This is a genomic window from Kitasatospora sp. NPDC087271 (genome assembly GCF_044744605.1).
Lineage (GTDB): Bacteria > Actinomycetota > Actinomycetes > Streptomycetales > Streptomycetaceae > Kitasatospora.
Genome location: NZ_JBIUYQ010000013.1, coordinates 12425 through 28747, shown reverse-complemented (window position 1 = coordinate 28747; position 16323 = coordinate 12425). Strand labels below are relative to the sequence as shown.

Genomic DNA, 16323 nt, shown 5'->3' with positions numbered 1-16323 from the left:
AGGCGCGGGCCTCCTGGACGCCCGGTCGGCCTACAGGCGCGGATCGACCGGCTCGGACTCCAGCGCGAGCACCGCGAACACCGGCTCGTGCACCCGCCACAGCGGCTCGCCGGCCGCCAGCCGGTCCAGCGCCTCCAGGCCCAACGCGTACTCGCGCAGCGCCAGCGAGCGCTTGTGGCCCAACGACCGCTCGCGCAGCCGGTCCAGGTACTCGGTGTAGTCCGGGCCGTAGACGATCCGCAGGTACTCCCGGCCGCGCACCTTCACCCCCGGCTGCACCAGCCCGCCCGGACGGCCCCCGCCCCGCTTCGTGCGCACCACCGAGGCCAGCGGTTTGACCACCATGCCCTCGCCGCCCGCCGCCGTCAGCTCCTCCCACCAGGCCGTGGCGGCCGCCACCGAGGCCTCGTCCTCGGTGTCCACCAGGAGACGGCCGGTGCGGTGCAGGACCGGTGCCCGGTCACCGTCCGTTTCGGACGCCGCCTCGGACGCCGTCACGGACGCCGTTGCGAGCGCGGCTTCGGCCCGCGCTTCGGCCGCCGCTTCGGCCGCCGCTTCGGCCGCCGCGACCAGGCGGTCGATCCAGGCCAGGTGCTCGTCGTGCGGGCGTACGGCGAGGTTCGCCCCCTCGGCGGCCAGCACCTGGAACGGCGCCAGCCGCACGCCCGACAGCCCCTCGGTCGGCCAGCAGTACCGCCGGTACGCCTCGGTGAACGCCTGCGCGTCGGCCGCGCGCCGCCGCTGCTTGGCGGTCAGCTCCGCCAGGTCCAGCCCGCGACCGGCCGCCCGCTCCAGGGCCGCCAGCGCCTCCGGCAGGGCGGCGCCCGCCGCCGCGCCGACCGCCGCGTACTGGCGGCGCAGCAGTTCCACGGCCTTCAGCGACCAGGGCATCAGCTCGGCGTCCAGCAGCAGCCAGCCGGTGCCCAGCTCGTCGAACAGCCCCGAGCGCTCGGCGGCCGCCCGCACCCGGCCCAGCACGGCCGCGGTCAGGCCGTCGTCGGCGAGGAACGCCCGGCCCGTCCTGGTCCAGATCGCGCCCGGACCGGCCACGCCGAAGCGCCGCTCCAGCGCCGCGTCGTCCCGGGCGACCAGCACCACCGCGCGGGACCCCATGTGCTTCTCCTCGCACACCAGGTGCCGCACGCCGTCCGCGCGGTAGGCGGCGAACGCCTCCTGCGGGTGCTCCAGGAAGCCGTCCCGGCGGGAGGCGGCGCTCGGCGCCATCGTCGGCGGCAGGTACGCCAGCAGCCGCGGGTCCAGCGCGAAGCGGCTCATCACCTCCAGCGCCGCCGCCGCGTTCTCCTCCCGGACGGCGACCCGCCCGTGCAGCCCGGTCTCGACGACCCGGCGGCCCGCCACGTCGGCGAGATCCAGCGGACGGCCCTCGCGGGCGCCCGGCGCGTCCGTGGACAGCGGGCGAACCGGCGCGTACCACTCCCGCTCGGCCGGCACGCTCACCAGCTCCCGCTCCGGGTAGCGCAGCGCCGTCAGGGTGCCGCCGAACACGCAACCGGTGTCCAGGCAGACGGTGTTGTTGACGAAGCTCGCCGACGGCACCGGCGTGTGGCCGTACACCACCAGCGCCTTGCCCCGGTACTCCTCCGCCCACGGGTAGCGCACCGGCAGGCCGTACTCGTCGGTCTCGCCGGTGGTCTCCCCGTACAGCGCGTGCGAGCGCACCCGGCCCGAGTTGCGGCCGTGGTACCGCTCCGGCAGACCGGCGTGGCAGACCACCAGCGCGCCGCCGTCCAGCAGGTAGTGGCTCACCAGGCCGCGCATGAACTCCCGCGCCTCGGCCCGGAACTCCTCGGACTCGCCGGCCAGCTGATCCAGCGACTCCTGCAGACCGTAGGCGACGTTGACCTTCTTGCCGTCCAGCGCCCGGCCCAGCTTGTTCTCGTGGTTGCCCGGCACGCACAGCGCGTGCCCGGCCGCGACCATGCCCATCACCAGGCGCAGCACGCCCGGTGTGTCCGGGCCGCGGTCGACCAGGTCCCCGACGAACACGGCGGTACGGCCCGCCGGCGGCACCGCGTCCACCGGCCGGCCCCCGGCGTCCCGGGTCAGCGTGTAGCCGAGGCGGGTCAGCAGGGTCTCCAGCTCGGAGCGGCAGCCGTGGATGTCGCCGACGATGTCGAACGGGCCGGTCAGGTGACGCAGGTCGTTGTAGCGCTTCTCCAGCTCCACCTCGGCCGCCGCCACCTCGGCCGCGCCGCGCAGCACGTGCACCTTGCGGAAGCCCTCGCGCTCCAGGCCGCGCAGGGAACGGCGCAGCTCGCGGTGCTGGCGCGGGACGACGTGGGCCGGCAGCTGGCGGTCCGGGCGGGAGCGGTTGCGCTCGGCGCACACGCCCGGCGGGACGTCCAGCACGATCGCGATCGGCAGCACGTCGTGCTCGCGGGCGATCCGCACCAGCTGGCGGCGTGCCTCGGGCTGGACGTTGGTGGCGTCCACGACGGTCAGCCGGCCGGCCGCGAGGCGCTTGCCGACGATGTAGTGCAGGACGTCGAAGGCCTCGGCGGAGGCCGACTGGTCGTTCTCGTCGTCGGCGACCAGGCCGCGGCAGAAGTCGGAGGAGACGACCTGGGTGGGCAGGAAGTGGCGGCGGGCGAAGGTCGACTTGCCGGCGCCGCTGGTGCCGATCAGGACGACGAGGGAGACGTCGGTGACGGGGAGACGGCGGGGGGCGGGGTGGTCCTGGGGCTGACCCTGGTCGTGCTCCTGGTGCTGGTGCTGGTGCTGCTCGGACGTCGGGGTCGCTTCGTCGGTCATCGGGATTCGCCTCCTTCGGGCGCCGGGTCGGCCGGGGTGTGCTCGGTCGGGGCCTGCTCGGTCGCGGCCGGGTCGGTCCGGGTGGTGCCGGTCGGGGTCCGCTCGGCAGGGGTCTGCTCGGTCGGGGTCTGCTCGGTCGGGGTCTGCTCGGCAGGGCTGGTGCCGAGGCGGAACAGGGCCAGCTGGGTCGGCGCGCCGACCTCCCCGTCCTCCGGCCCCACCGGGCGCAGCACCACCGTGTAACCGAACACCGCCGCGACCCGCTCGGCCCACGCGCGGAACTCGGCGCGCGACCACTCGAAGCGGTGGTCGGCGTGCCGGACAGCGCCCGCCGGCAGGCTCTCCCAGCGGACGTTGTACTCGGCGTTCGGCGTGGTGGCGACCACCGCCCCCGGCCGGGCCGCGCCGAACACCGCGTACTCCAGGGCGGGCAGCCTGGGCAGGTCCAGGTGCTCGACCACCTCGCACAGCACCGCCGCGTCGAAGCCCTTCAACCGGGCCTCCGTGTACGTCAGCGCGCCCTGCGCCAGCGTCACCCGGGCCGCCTGCCGCTCCGGCATCCGGTCCAGGCGCAGTCCGCGGGCCGCCGCCTGCAAGGCCCGCGCCGACACGTCCACGCCGAGCACCTCGGTGAACCGGGCGTCCTTCAGCAGTTCGCCGATCAACTCGCCCCGGCCGCAGCCGAGATCGGCGACGCGGGCCGCGCCCACCTCCCGCAGGGCGGCGAGGATCGCGGCGCGGCGCTGCCCGGCGAGGGACGGCGGCCTGGGCTCCGATGCCGCCCCGGCGGCCTCCTCCGGCTCGTCCGGCCGCTCGTCGACCGCGTTGTCGACCTCCTCGGGCTCCCGGTCGTCCGCCTCCGCCAGCCGGGCCAGCTCCAGACGCTCCATCGCCACCCGGGTCAGCGCCCGGCTCCGGGACAGGTAGCGGCGGGTGATCAGGGCGCGCTCCGGGTGGGCGGCCAGCCAGCCCTCGCCGGCGGCGAGCAGCTTGTCCACCTCGTCCGGGGCGACCCAGTAGTGCTTGGCACCGTCCAGCACCGGCAGCAGCACGTACAGCTGCTGGAGCGCGTCGGCGAGCCGCACGGCGTCCGAGACCAGCGTGAGCCGCACGTACCGGGACTCGCCCCACTCCGGGAACACCTCGTCCAACGGGAGCGCCACCGCCTCGACCCGCCAGCCCAGCGGCTCGAACAGCCGGACCGCCATCGCCGGGCCACCGCCCTCGCCCGCGCCGTTCGCGGGCACCGCGGGCAGCGTGATCCGCAGCGGGCGCGGCCGGTCCGCCAGCCCGGGCCGGGCCGGGCAGGCGCCCTTCATCGCGGACCGGAACACCGTCCGCAGCGCCACCGCGAGCAGCGAGGACGCCGCGTACGGGCGGTCGTTGACGTACTGGGCGAGCGCGAAGTCCGGCGAACCGCCGCGCCCCTTGCCCCGGCCCTTGCGGACCAGCGCGATCGGGTCGACGTCCAGCAGCAGCGCCGCCGTGCAGACGTCGTCGCCCGCCTCGGGGTAGAAGACGTGCGCCTCGCCGTGCGACGTCGCGAACCGCTGGACCTTGCCCGGGTGCTTGTGCAGCAGGAAGCCGAGATCGGTGGCCGGGCCCTCGACGCTGCCGGTGGTGGAGATCGACATGAACACCCGCCCGAGTATCGCCGAGCAAACCTTCGCTGAACACCGGGTTTTCCGGCTCGGCGGCCGTCCGCCGCAGCCCGCCGGTGACCGTGTACGCACGGCGGGGGCGTGCCGAGCGGCGGCCGCGTCCGTACGACGGGCGTGTTCGGCAGCAGGGCCCCGCATTGGTTACCGTGCACGGTGTGACTGCTGAATCGACCTCCCTCCCGAACGGGGCCGTGGCCGCCGGCCTGGCCACCATCGCCGCCGACGGCACCGTCCTCGACACCTGGTTCCCCGCCCCCGCCCTGGCCGCCGAGCCTGGCCCGGCCGGCACCGTCCGCCTGACCGCCGAGCAGGCCGAGGCCGAACTCGGCGCAGGCGCGGCCGAGGCGCTGCGCGCCGACCCGCGCCGCGGCGTCGAGGTGGTCGCCGTGCGCACCACCATCGCCTCGCTCGACGAGAAGCCGCTCGACACCCACGACGTGTACCTGCGCCTGCACCTGCTCAGCCACCGCCTGGTCAAGCCGCACGGCCAGAACCTGGACGGCGTCTTCGGGCTGCTCGCCAATGTCGCGTGGACCAGCATCGGCCCCGTCCCGGTGGACGCGGTCGAGCAGGCCCGCCTCGCGGTCCGCGCCCAGGGCGGCCAGCTCGCCGTGTACGGCATCGACAAGTTCCCGCGGATGACCGACTACGTCGCCCCGTCCGGTGTGCGCATCGCCCACGCCGACCGCGTCCGCCTCGGCGCCCACCTGGCCGCCGGCACCACCGTGATGCACGAGGGCTTCGTCAACTTCAACGCCGGCACCCTCGGCACCTCCATGGTCGAGGGCCGGATCAGCGCGGGCGTCGTCGTCGGCGACCACAGCGACATCGGCGGCGGCGCCTCGATCATGGGCACCCTCTCCGGCGGCGGCAAGCAGGTCGTCTCGGTCGGCGAGCGCTGCCTGCTCGGTGCCAACGCCGGCATCGGCATCTCGCTCGGCAGCGACTGCGTCATCGAGGCCGGCCTCTACGTCACCGCCGGCACCCGGGTCACCACCCCGGACGGCACCGTGGCCAAGGCCGTCGAGCTGTCCGGCCAGGACAACCTGCTGTTCCGCCGCAACTCGCAGACCGGCGCCGTCGAGGTCATCGCCCGCTCCGGCTCCTGGGGCGGCCTCAACGCCGACCTGCACGCCCACAACTGACCTGCGGGACCACACCATCGGGGTTCGGAGCCGACTCGGGCTCCGAACCCCGAGTGCGTTCTGCGGCTTTCGGCGGGCGTGCGGGCCCCCTCCCCCTCCCCCTCCCCCTCCCCCTCCCTCCCCTCCGCCCTCTCCTCCTTCCCCTCGCCCGAAGCCTTGGCCCGGTCCCGGCTTGGTCGGGCACCCGGCTTGCTCGGGCACCCGGCTTGCTCGGCGCCGAGCAAGCCGGGAGTGTCTCGTCGCGCGCCTAGCCCAGGCCGCTTCGCGGCGGCAAGCCGGGATCACCCGGGAGGCTTACGGCGTAACGGAGTTGGACCACATCGGGTGGCGCGAGGTGACCGGCCGCCGGAGCGGTTCGTTGGTTGCTGCGGCGGGGGCGTGTACCTCGGTGGCCAGGCATCAGGCACCCCCGCTGCGCGGGCCGAGCCACCGCCGGCCGCTTCACGCCGCACTACCGATCCGAAGAGGTCCCGTCATGACCGAACCAACTGCCACGCCGCAGCTCCCGAGCAGCCCGGCGGGCTCGGCCGCCGGTACCTCGTCCGGGCCCGCCGCGCAGAAGAGCCTGCTGGAACAGCTGCACGAACTGCTCGCCTCGGTGTCCGCGGATCTCGCCGAGTTGCAGTCCCCCGGCATCCGGGAGGACGGCCCTGCCACCTATCCCACCGGTACGGACACCGCCTCCTCCGACGCTCCGGCCACGCCAGACACCCGATAGTCCGGCGCCTGCTCCTCCCCCGTCGGCCCGCCCTCGTCCGGCGGGTCGAGCCGGACCACGAGTAAGGGCGAGCCCCGCTCGGCCGGCGCCCCGCCGAGCACCGCGCCTTCCTCTCCCTCCAGCCTGCCCGCCGCCTTCCGCAGCCGCCCGGCCAGGTCCTTGCACTCCGACACCGCGTCCACACCGTCGATGCACGTCCAGTAGAGGCTCTCGGTGTCGGCCCCGCAGGCCAGCACCACCAGCGTCTCCCCGACGTCCCGCAGCAGCCCGTCCAGCGCGCCCAAGGCCGGTGCCAGCTCTCCGAGTTCGGTGAGCCGCCCGGCCCGGCCGCCGCTCAGCACGGCGGCCCTGACGACCGAGCGTTCCAGGCAGACCGCCGCGTGCGCCGCGGCCTCGGCCAGTTGCTGCCCCAGCCCGGCGAGCTCGTCGTCGTCCAGCTCCGCCAGCCTGGCCCCCACCGCCTCGGTGAGCAGCGCGGCCTGCCGAGCCTCGGCCAGCACATCCGGTACGTGTCTGGCCTCGGCCAGAGCGTGCCGGGCCCTCTTGATCAGTCGCAGCGCCTCCATGGCCGCCACTCCTTTCGCTCGCTGTCGCCGTGGGACCACCACCGCCGGTGGGGCGGTCAGGTGGTCACGGCGAAAGCGTGCGGCGAAGTCGGCGAGGCCGCATCCGTCATCGGGAAAGCTGTGGACAAGTCCGGGGCTGTGGATAACTCCCGTCCCTCACAAGGATTATTCGTCCACGTCCGGGTTGACACCCGCCCCGCCCTGGTCGGCGTCCGCCGGTCCGTCCGGCACCGGGAAGCGGAGCTCGTTCCGCTCGATCTTGGCCGCGAGGGCCTCCAGCGGATCCACCCCGACCACCGTGCAGAACTGCACCAGGTACGCGAGGACGTCCGCGACCTCGTCCCGCACCCGGTGGGCCCGCTCCGGATCGGACATCACCGCGGCCGCCTGCTCGGGCGTCGACCACTGGAAGATCTCCAGCAGTTCGCCGGCCTCCACGCTCAGCGCGGCCGCCAGGTTCTTCGGCGTGTGGAAGGGCTCCCAGCGCCGGGCCGCCGCGAAGTCCGCCAGCCGCTGCCGCAGGGCCTCCAAGGTCGGCCCGGTGGGCCCGGCCGGTTCCCCCGGCCTCGTCACTCGTTCGTTCACCCGTCCAGGTCTACCTCACCCGTCCACGTCGTCCGCCCCCGGGTCGGCGCCGTCCCCGCGCCCGCACTGGGCCGGCACCCGGGTCGTCTCGGGCCGCAGCACGGTGTGCCCCGAGTCCGGGTCGCGCCGGCACTCGACCAGCACGGCCGCGCCCGACCGCGGTTCGGCCGCGCCGAGCGCCTCCCGCGCCGCGGCGGGCTCCTGAAGCGCGGCGAGGACGCGCAGCTGGTTGCGCCCGGACATGTCCCGGGCCAGCCGTAGCAGTGAGGCGGTCTGTTCGGTGGCGAGCCCGGCGCCGAGGTCCTCGGCGAGCACGGTGAGCTGCCGGTGCGCCCACGGCACCTCGGCGGCCACGTCGAGGTCGAGCACCCCGGCCCCGGTGAGCAGCACCGCGGCGAACGCGAGGTGGCGCAGCATGCCGTCGGAGGCCTGGTCGGCCCCGGTGCGTCCGAGGACGCCTTCGTCGAAGACCGCGAGGACGCGCTGGTCGGGCCCGCTGCCGCGGTGGGCGAGGGAGAGTCCGAGCAGCGGGTGCGGGGCGGCGGACTGGACGGCACGCAGGAGCTGTCCGTAGCGGCGCGGGCACTCGTTGCCGAGCCGGGCGAGGACGGCGGAGATGTTGGCGGCGTTGCTGCGCAGCCGGGCCTGCGGGTCGGGTCGGGCCCAGCCGCGCATGAGGGCGGGGACGGGGTGGACGGGGAAGACCTCGCGCAGGGCGGTGAGCAGGTCCTCGGTGGCGGCGAGGACCTGCCGTTCGCCCCGGGAGGAGCCGGCCACCCGGAGCGGCAGTTGCGCGGTGATCATGGTGCCGCTGGGGAAGGGCGCCCGGATGTCTCCCTGGCGGGTGTCGTTGTGCCAGCAGACGTTGACGCGCCGCTTGCGGACGTCCTGTTCGCCGGTGTCGACGAGGGTGCGGCCGTCCAGGGTGAGCGATTCGCGGGCGATCCGCACCGGGCCGTCGGTGCGGACGACGACGTCGAGCCGGATGCGGCCGTGCGGGGAGCGGACGGTGCAGCCGAGGATGACGGCGTCGCGCCCGTGCGGGACGCACCCGGTCAGGCCGCCGCGGACGGGTTTGGCCAGGGGGCCGGTGCGGTCGGGCAGCCCGTCGAAGGAGTCGGCGATCTCCTCCCCGAGGGCCAGCCGGGAGAGCACGGCCAGTGCGTCGAGGGCGTTGGACTTGCCGACGCCGGCGGGCCCGTGCAGGACGGTGAGGGGCGCGAGCGGCAGGACCGCGCGCCGGTAGGACTTGAACGAGGTGAGCCGGAGCTCCTCGACGGTGGGACGTGTTACGGATGGCCGATCGGGCCCCGGGGCGCTCGGTCGGGGGTGGGCCGGCGCGGCGGGCCGGGTGGCGTCGCGGTTCACCCATCGGACGTTAGCCGCAGGCCGGTCGGCAGAAACGTGCCTGCTCAGCAGATTCATCCCAACGTGGCGGCCGCACCCCGCGCGCGCCCGACGTTCAGCGCCGGTAGGCGGCCACCGTCACGGAGGCGGTCACCTCGACCGGGTCCGGCAGGTCCGCGAGCGCGGCGGCCAGGCGGTCCGGGTCGGTGTGCCAGGCACTGGGGCCCATGCCGACGACGGTGCGCACGTCGTCCGGGCCGAGCCGCAGGGTGAACTCGACCTGCCGCCGGCCGGCGGAGGTCAGGTAGGGTCCGAGCTTCTCGTCGATCCGCCGCTGCTTCTCCTCGTCGACCGACAACAGGCCCAGTGCGCCGACGAGTTCACGCAGGTGGCGGGCGGTGGGCGAGACCAGCAGCAGGGTGGCGCCGGGGCGCAGCACGCGGCGGATCTCGGGCCCGTTGCGCGGGGCGAAGACGTTGAGCATCAGCCCGGCGGAGGCGTCGCGCAGCGGCAGCGGCCGCCAGGCGTCGCAGACCACGGCGCCGATCCGGGGGTGGGCCTTGGCGGCGCGGCGCAGCGCGAACTTGGAGATGTCGAGGGCGGCCCCGGCGCGGCCGGGCAGGGCATCGAGGACATGGGCCAGGTAGTGGCCGGTGCCGGCGCCGAGGTCGGCGACGAGGCCTTCGGGGTCGGCGTCCGCGGCGGCCTCGGCGAGGGCGTCGGCGATGGGCCGGTAGTGGCCGGCGGCGAGGAAGCCGGCACGGGCGGCGACCATCTCGGCGGTGTCGCCGGTGCCGGTGTGGGCGTCGCCGGCGAGGAGGCTGACGTAGCCCTGCTTGGCGAGGTCGAAGCTGTGGCCGGCGGGGCAGCGCAGGGCGCGCTCGTGCCGGGTGAGGGCCTGCGCGCAGTGGGGGCAGGCCAGGTAGCGCTCGATGTCCTGCAGCAACGTTCCGTCTTCTCTCGCCGTTCGGCCCGGGTGCCCGGTGGCCCTGAGTGACCAGCCTAACGACCCCGCTCGCCCCCGACGGCCCGCCGAATCCGCCCCGGTCCGACGGCCCCGCTGCCCGGCCTACCGGCCCCGCCCCTGCGCGACGTGCCCGCGCCCGCGCTCCGCCGCGACGCGCAGGGCGAGGGCGGCGAGCGCCTCGGGCGCGCCCAGCCGGCCACGGATGCCGGGGAAGGCGTTGACGTCGACGATGACGGGTTCGGCGGGCCCGTCGAGCAGGTCGACGCCGTAGACGTCGAGCCCGAACACCTCGCCGACGCGCAGAGCCAGCGCAGCCCGTTCGGCAGGCGGCTCCCAGTTCTGCCCCTGCCCCGATTCCCCCTGGCCGTCGGCGAGTTCGGACCGCCGCCGGGCGGCGAACACCTGCCGGTCGATCACCCACAGCTTCTGGTCCCAGCCGGTCCCCGGGACGAACGGCTGGGTGACGACGGGCTCGTCGGGCCAGCGCGCGACGAGTTCGCGCAACCGGGCCGGGCCGTCGACCCGGGCGACCAGGTCGTGGCGCCGACTGTGCCGACTCTTGACGACGAACGGGTAGTCGGGATCGGCGAGTTCGGCGATCCGCCCGGCGTCGCGGGTGGCCGCGAAGGGCAGGTCGGCCGCGCGCGCGAGTTCGGCCATCCGCACCCGGTCCTGACAGAGTTCGGTGGCCGCGGCCGAGTTGATGACAGGCGCCCCGCCCCGCTCCAACTCTCGTGCGAGTGAAAGGGATCGACGGGTGTGGGCCTTGAGCAGATAGACGTCGGCGAGCGCCGGCCCCGCCGGGCCGGCAGGGTCGACGATCGTCACCTCGTGCCGGTCCGCCAGCAGGGCGGCGGTCGCCGCGAGCACCGGGTGTCCGGGGTCGGCGGTGATCAGGCCGATCCTCATATCGCCCCACCCAAGCCGGCTCCGCCAAAGCCGGCCCCACCCAAGCCGCCCCCGTCAAGGCCGGATCCGTCGAACTCTCCACGACCGAAGCCCAGTTGCCCGTACCCCGCGCCACCACCCGCCGGCACCAGTGCGGGCGCGGGCGCCGACACGGCCGTCCCGCTGCGCGCGAGCCGCAGCACCGCCCGGGCGACCCTGGCGACCGCGTCCGGCACCTGGCGGAAGCTCGGGAAGTCGTTGATGTCGACGACCACCGGCCCGTCCGGCCCGAACAGCACGTCGACGCCGTACAGGTCGAGCCCGAACACCTCACCGACCTGCGCCGCGATCCGCGCGACCTCCCCGGGCAACGGGACCTGCCGTTCGCGCACGCCCTGCCCGGGGTGGAGCGGGGAGGAACGTTCCGTCGCGAAGAGCTCGCCGTCGACGCAGTACACCTTGAGGTCGGTGCCGGAGTTGGGCACGTAGGGCTGGGCGATCAACAGCCCCTCGTCGGCGAGTTCGGCGCCGAGGTCGAGGAGGTGGTCGGGGCTGGGCACGAGCCGGACGGCGCGTCCGGAGCTGCCGTCGGCGGGCTTGACGACGAGCGGGTACTCGGCGGCCGGGATCTCGGCGAGCCGTTCCCAGCGGGCGGTGGCGTAGGTGACGGGGACGGGCAGGCCGCGGGTGCTGGCGATGACGGAGGCGAGCGCCTTGTCGCGGACGCCGCGGATGGAGCGGACGTCGTTGACGGTGGTGAGGCCGACGGCGGCGGCAGCGTCCAGCAGGGTGAGTCCGGGCCCGCCGGAGACGGTCTTGAGCACCCAGGCGTCGTGGCTGCCGGCCCGGATCGCCTCGGAGATCGCCATCAGCGAGTCCCCGGGGCGCAGCACGTCCACCCGGTGCCCCCACGCGGTGAGCCGGCGTGCCACGTCGAGCGGCATGCCGTCGTGCCGGTAGTGCTCCTCCACCAGAAAGCAGAGCCTCATGGGCCTGTCTTCCCCCCTTGCCGAGCCGAGTGCGGACGTCCGCCGTCCCCCTTCGGCAGAGCTGTCAAGGCATCAGCATGCCACGCGGTATACGCACAAGATCACTGCGAGCCGGTAAGCGTTCAGCAACAATCAGGCGCCCGCGCCCGCGCCGCGCCGCCCGTCACCGCCCCTGGCACCCCCGGCGCGAAGCCCGGGAACAAAGCGGTGGCGGGCCGCCGACGCCCCTGCTTGGATGCACGCCGTGACTTCTGTTGATCATGCTCCCGACCCTTCCCTCCTCGACGCGATCGAGCGCTACTACGACGCGGTGCCGCGCAACGCCGCACGGGCCGAGGACTTCGGCCCGCTGACCCTGTTCGTCCGCGAGAGCGCGGGCTGGCCCTACTACGCCCGCCCCACGCTCGACCACGACGGCCCCGCCACCACCGCCGAGGACGTCCTGCGGGTGCTGGCCCGCCAGCGGGAGCTGGGCGAGCCGGAGGCCTTCGAGTGGGTGGCCGAGCGGAGTCCGGAGCTGCGGGCCGCGGTGGAGGCGGCCGGGCTCGCGGTGCACGAGCACCCGCTGCTGGTGCTGGGCCCGCAGGACGAGCCGGCGCCCGAGCTGCCGGAGGAGGTGCGGGTGGAGGTGCTGGGCGCGGACGCGCCGGAGCTGGCGTCGGCGGTCGCCGTTCCGCACCTGGCGTTCGCCGAGCCCGGCACCGGCGTGGGCGCCGTGGGTGCGGCCGAACTGGCCGAGGCCGCAGGGCGGTTGGTGGCGGAGGGCGCGGTGGAGCGGATCGCCCGGCGGATCACCGACGGCGCCACCGTGCTGGCCGCCGCGCTGGAGGACGGTTCCGCGCTGTGCGCGGGCCAGCACAATCCGGTGGGCGCGGTCACCGAGGTGGCCGGGGTCGGGACGCTGCCGGCCGCGCGGCGGCGCGGGCTGGGCCTGGCGGTCACCGCGGCCCTGGTCGCGCACGCGCGGGCGAACGGCGTGCGGACGGTGTTCCTGTCCGCCGCCGACGAGGAGGTCGCCCGGATCTACCGCCGGGCGGGCTTCCGCCCGTTCGCGACGGCCCTGATCGCCGAGCCGGCCCCGGACCGGCCCGGCGACTGACCCGCCGGGCGCACCGACCAGAGCTCTGCGGAACGGACGACGAGGACGACGCGACCGGGCAGGGGCCCACCCGGTCAGTCGTCGTCCTCGTCCTCCGCCCCGCTGACGCCCTCCCCCTCGGCCTCGTCGACGACCCACCCCGCCAGCCGTTCGGCGACCCCGGACACGCCGAGCCGCCCCTCCCGGATGGCCCGGGCGAGGCTGCGCACCTCGCGGGCGGTGGTGGCGACGGTGCAGCCGCTGGCGACGAGGTAGGCGTAGGCGACGGCGGTGGCGTAGAGCTCGTTGGTCTTCTCCAGGGCCGGCACCCGGATCAGCTGGTGCATCAGGGCGGCGGCGCGGTCCTGCGGTTCGGGGTAGACGTCGATGTCGAAGATCTCGGCCTGGTGCCGGGAGACGGCCGCGAGCAACGACCCGTAGTCGGTGACCTGCGGGTCACCGGGCGTGTACTGCTCGGCGGTCATGAGCAGCCACGAGAGGTCGACCTCCAGCTTCAACGGCGCACGTCCTTCAGGTCGCCCGGCTCCGCGAACTCGGCCAGGAAGGCCGTCTCGTACTCCTTCATGAACTGGGCGGCGGCGTCGACGAAGGCCCGCCCCGCCTCGCCCATGTCCTGCTGGACCAGGCGCTCGATGTACTGGTTCATGCTGATCCCCTGCTGCTCCGCCCGTTCCCGGGCCATCTCCGCGGTCGTGGCGTCCACCCGGACGTTCAGCTGTTTCTTACCCATGAATCTCAAGCTAGCGCTGAAGTGCTAGCACAACAAGGGCGCACGCACGCCGGGCGCGCGCACACCGGGCGGACGCCCCCACGGACGCCGGGCGGCCAGGCCCGCGGCAGGGTGCCGCGGGCCTGGCCGCCCGGGAGCGAACGTGGGACCGGATCAGAACTGGGTGCTGACCGTCACCCCGCTGAAGTCGGTGTTGGCGTAGAGGCTGATGTAGCGGTAGCCGGCCGTCGGGTTGGTGACGGTGATGCTCTGCGTGCTGCCGGCGTTGGTGGAGGAGGCGGTGAAGGCGTTCGGCGAGGCCCAGGTGTCCGCGTTGTAGTACAGGTACGCGGTGCCGGTGCCGCCGGAGGTGCTGATCTTCAGGGTGCTGACGCCGGCCGGCAGGTAGACGTACAGGTAGTCGAGGTTGCCGGCGGTGGCGGTGAGGTTGGACCGGGAGCAGTTCTGGCCGAGCGCGTCGGTGCGCGGGTCGGTGCAGGTCGGCAGGGTGGTGCCGCCGCCGGTGCCGGTGGTGACGGTGACCGAGGCCGGGGTGCTGGCGGTCCTGCCGGTGGCGTCGGTGACGGTCAGGGCGACGGTGTACGTGCCCGCGGCGGCGTAGCCGTGGCTCGGGTTCCGCTGGTCGGAGGAGGTCCCGTCGCCGAAGGTCCAGTGCCAGGCGGTGATCTGGCCGGGGCCGGTCTGGACGGACTTGTCGGTCAGCGTGACGGTGGCGCCGTTGACGGCCTGGGCGAACAGCGCGGTCGGGCCGTCCGCGTAGCAGGCGCCGCCGGCGCAGCCGTCGAGCCAGGCGTCGAAGTCGGCGTCGTAGCCGGTGCCGATGCCGTTGTAGACCGCGTAGCCGCCCTGGTAGTCACCGGTGCGGAAGTGGCCGAGCATGGCGTAGACGTCGGCCGGGTGCTTCTCGAACATGTACCGGACGGCGAGATAGCCCCACGGGTAGGTGCGCACCGAGTCCGAGTTGCCGTACGTGTTCTGGAAGACGGTGCTGAGCTTGTAGGTGTGCTTGGCGGCCTCGGCCATCGCCTGGGTGTCGGTGGTCCCGCGGTAGGCGTAGGACTCGTACTCGGCGACGCCCTCGATCCACCAGATGTCGGGCACGGAGATCTCGGTGGAGAAGTTGCCCTTCATGTCGTAGATGCCGTCGAGGTAGTGCGTGTACTCGTGGTTGAGGTTCCACACGTTGGCGGTGAAGCCGTCGTTCCACGACTTCTGGTACATCACGCACACGGCACGGTTGTTCGGGTCGGTCGGGTCCATGACGGTCTGGCCGCCGTTGTCGGTGGAGTTCCCGAAGATCGCCCAGGAGTAGTTCAGGTAGTCGGCCTGGTTGGCGAAGACCGCGAGGGTCATGTTCTTGTCGTACGGGTTGACCGGGCCGTTGTCCTTCACCAGGTTGTGGAAGAAGGTGTCCTCGCCGCGCAGGCTGGTGCAGACGGCCGCCAGGTCGGCGGGCGACAGCGACTCGGTCTGGATGGTGCGGTTGTCGCAGACCAGCTGGTTCGGCAGCACCGCCGCGGTCAGCTTCGCCGGCAGGTCGCAGGTGCCGTAGTACGAGCACTGGCCGGGGTCGAAGGCGTTGGCCTGGTAGGCGGTGTGGACGTACAACGGGCCGGTGACGCCGGTGATCTGGGCGCCGTCGAGCACCGCCTTGACCTTCCCCTTGACCGCGGCCTCGACGACGGGGCCGTCGCCGGCCATCCGGCCGAGGTCATTGCCCGCGTTGACGTCGAGGTAGGCGTTGGCGGTGCCGAGCAGGTCCTTGTGGTTGAGCGCGAAGTCGCCCAGGACGGTGCCGATGCTCGGGTCGGCGCCGACCGCGCTGACGAAGTCGCTGTTCCAGTTGCCCCGCCACAGCGGCGCGGACAGCACGGCGTTGACCGCCTTGAGCATCTTCGGGAAGGCGTTGTACGAGTTGTTGTAGCTGGTCAGCACCTGCTTGTAGACGCCCAGGTAGCTGCCCTGCACGTTGGCGCTGTCGGTCAGGACCAGCACCTCGTTGAGCACGGTGCCGTTGTTGTCGGTGACGTCGGTCCAGTGCCGGCCGGCGAAGAAGGCGTCGAGGCCGGCCTTGGAGGCAGTGGTGAGCGCCGCGTCGTAGGGGCCGACCGCGTCCGCGTTGTTGGACTGGACGTAGTACCCGGCCCGCAGGAAGAGCACGAGCTGCAGGATGCCGGTGGAGTTGTCCCCGGTGTAGTTCGCCGCCAGGCCCTGGTAGGCGTTGGCGACGGTGAGCATCTGGGATTCCTTGAAGATCCTGCCCGCGTCGGTGCCGGTGACGTTGAACAGCGTGGTCACGCAGTCCGTGGTCGAGCCTTCGAGGAAGGAGACCAGGTCGGCGCCGCTGCGCCCGCCGAAGTCGGCGGGGGTGCAGCTCGGCGCGGCGGCACCGGCCGTACCAGCGGCGGCACCGGCCGCACCGGCGACGGCACGGGCCGAACTGCCCGGCTTGGCCGCGGAGTTGCCCGGCTTGGCCGCGGGCGCGTGCGGCTGGGCCGGACGGGGCGCGGTCTGCACGGCGGTGCCGGCCGGCTGGCCCATCACGACCTGGCCCAGCAGCGCCGGCGGCAGCGGCTTGGCGGCGGGGGCGGCGGCCTCGGAGGGATCGGCCGCGAGGAAGGCCCCCAGCGGCTTCGGGACGGCCGACGCGGCGTCGGCCGTCGCCGGGGCGGCGGCGGACGACCGGGCGCCGGCCGGCGGCTGGGCGGCCGGCCCGGACGCGGCGAGCGCGGGGACGGGCAGCAGGGTGGCGGCGGTGGCACAGCCGGCGACGACGCCGGCCATGAGCGTGGGGAGGGGTATGCGAAGGCGCACTACGGGGTCCTTCTCCTGTGGGGGAGGTGACTGGACGACTGC

General features: G+C 74.2%; 14 protein-coding genes. 3 read left to right on the top strand and 11 right to left on the bottom strand.

Translation table 11 applies throughout. The annotated features are described in order from the left end of the window. Nucleotides 1–30 precede the first annotated feature (30 nt). Both ACIO9K_RS22040 and ACIO9K_RS22035 read right to left on the bottom strand, forming a co-directional pair. Complete coding sequence (locus ACIO9K_RS22040; RefSeq protein ID WP_400332239.1) at nt 31–2772, bottom strand: polynucleotide kinase-phosphatase; 2742 nt, start codon at nt 2770–2772, stop codon at nt 31–33. After that, nucleotides 2769–4412, bottom strand: a complete 1644-nt coding sequence (locus ACIO9K_RS22035; protein ID WP_400332236.1) for a 3' terminal RNA ribose 2'-O-methyltransferase Hen1 — start codon at nt 4410–4412, stop codon at nt 2769–2771. Before ACIO9K_RS22035 ends, ACIO9K_RS22040 begins: the two co-directional genes overlap by 4 nt. A gap of 176 nt (nt 4413–4588) precedes the next feature. Between ACIO9K_RS22035 and dapD the strand changes: the two genes are divergently transcribed. Both dapD and ACIO9K_RS22025 read left to right on the top strand, forming a co-directional pair. Continuing rightward, a complete protein-coding gene (gene dapD / locus ACIO9K_RS22030; protein WP_363588339.1) occupies nt 4589–5578 on the top strand; it encodes a 2,3,4,5-tetrahydropyridine-2,6-dicarboxylate N-succinyltransferase in 990 nt (329 codons plus the stop codon). A 475-nt stretch (nt 5579–6053) separates the two neighbouring features. After that, on the top strand, nt 6054–6296 hold the full coding sequence (locus tag ACIO9K_RS22025; RefSeq protein WP_400332233.1) for a hypothetical protein: 243 nt from the start codon (nt 6054–6056) through the stop codon (nt 6294–6296). Here ACIO9K_RS22025 and ACIO9K_RS22020 read toward each other — a convergent pair. From ACIO9K_RS22020 to ACIO9K_RS21995, 6 genes are all read right to left on the bottom strand, one after another. Further along, a complete protein-coding gene (locus ACIO9K_RS22020) occupies nt 6236–6862 on the bottom strand; it encodes a DUF6099 family protein (RefSeq protein ID WP_400332230.1) in 627 nt (208 codons plus the stop codon). The genes ACIO9K_RS22025 and ACIO9K_RS22020 overlap by 61 nt on opposite strands. 165 nt (nt 6863–7027) lie before the next feature. Continuing rightward, nucleotides 7028–7447: a nucleotide pyrophosphohydrolase gene (locus ACIO9K_RS22015; protein WP_400332227.1), complete on the bottom strand. Its 420-nt coding sequence runs from the start codon at nt 7445–7447 to the stop codon at nt 7028–7030. Between the two features lie 15 nt (nt 7448–7462). After that, the gene (locus tag ACIO9K_RS22010; protein WP_363588345.1) at nt 7463–8815 is read right to left on the bottom strand and encodes an ATP-binding protein; all 1353 of its coding nucleotides are present in this window, start codon (nt 8813–8815) and stop codon (nt 7463–7465) included. 94 nt (nt 8816–8909) lie between these two features. Next, on the bottom strand, nt 8910–9740 hold the full coding sequence (locus ACIO9K_RS22005; protein WP_400332223.1) for a putative RNA methyltransferase: 831 nt from the start codon (nt 9738–9740) through the stop codon (nt 8910–8912). 123 nt (nt 9741–9863) lie between these two features. Next, nucleotides 9864–10670 (bottom strand): RimK family alpha-L-glutamate ligase, encoded by an 807-nt coding sequence (locus tag ACIO9K_RS22000; protein WP_400332220.1) that lies wholly within the window; start codon nt 10668–10670, stop codon nt 9864–9866. Beyond that, a complete protein-coding gene (locus ACIO9K_RS21995) occupies nt 10667–11638 on the bottom strand; it encodes an ATP-grasp domain-containing protein (protein ID WP_363620197.1) in 972 nt (323 codons plus the stop codon). Before ACIO9K_RS21995 ends, ACIO9K_RS22000 begins: the two co-directional genes overlap by 4 nt. A 244-nt stretch (nt 11639–11882) precedes the next feature. Between ACIO9K_RS21995 and ACIO9K_RS21990 the strand changes: the two genes are divergently transcribed. Then, a complete protein-coding gene (locus ACIO9K_RS21990; RefSeq protein ID WP_400332216.1) occupies nt 11883–12737 on the top strand; it encodes a GNAT family N-acetyltransferase in 855 nt (284 codons plus the stop codon). Nucleotides 12738–12811: 74 nt separating this feature from the next. Here ACIO9K_RS21990 and ACIO9K_RS21985 read toward each other — a convergent pair whose 3' ends face one another. From ACIO9K_RS21985 to ACIO9K_RS21975, 3 genes are all read right to left on the bottom strand, one after another. Further along, nucleotides 12812–13234, bottom strand: a complete 423-nt coding sequence (locus ACIO9K_RS21985; protein WP_363620193.1) for a fic family toxin-antitoxin system, toxin component — start codon at nt 13232–13234, stop codon at nt 12812–12814. Continuing rightward, nucleotides 13231–13467: a toxin-antitoxin system HicB family antitoxin gene (locus tag ACIO9K_RS21980; protein WP_063347592.1), complete on the bottom strand. Its 237-nt coding sequence runs from the start codon at nt 13465–13467 to the stop codon at nt 13231–13233. The genes ACIO9K_RS21985 and ACIO9K_RS21980 overlap by 4 nt, the downstream gene beginning before the upstream one ends. Nucleotides 13468–13620: 153 nt before the next feature. Next, entirely contained in the window at nt 13621–16281 is a 2661-nt protein-coding gene (locus ACIO9K_RS21975; RefSeq protein WP_400332212.1) for a collagenase, read from the bottom strand. Nucleotides 16282–16323: the final 42 nt, after the last annotated feature.

What these genes read in the sequence shown, in the direction of transcription:
- ACIO9K_RS22040 (WP_400332239.1), bottom strand. Translation starts at nt 2,772, where the DNA reads ATGACCGACGAAGCGACCCCGACGTCCGAGCAGCACCAGCACCAGCAC.
- ACIO9K_RS22025 (WP_400332233.1), top strand. Translation starts at nt 6,054, where the DNA reads ATGACCGAACCAACTGCCACGCCGCAGCTCCCGAGCAGCCCGGCGGGC.
- ACIO9K_RS22020 (WP_400332230.1), bottom strand. Translation starts at nt 6,862, where the DNA reads ATGGAGGCGCTGCGACTGATCAAGAGGGCCCGGCACGCTCTGGCCGAG.
- ACIO9K_RS22000 (WP_400332220.1), bottom strand. Translation starts at nt 10,670, where the DNA reads ATGAGGATCGGCCTGATCACCGCCGACCCCGGACACCCGGTGCTCGCG.
- ACIO9K_RS21995 (WP_363620197.1), bottom strand. Translation starts at nt 11,638, where the DNA reads ATGAGGCTCTGCTTTCTGGTGGAGGAGCACTACCGGCACGACGGCATG.
- ACIO9K_RS21980 (WP_063347592.1), bottom strand. Translation starts at nt 13,467, where the DNA reads ATGGGTAAGAAACAGCTGAACGTCCGGGTGGACGCCACGACCGCGGAG.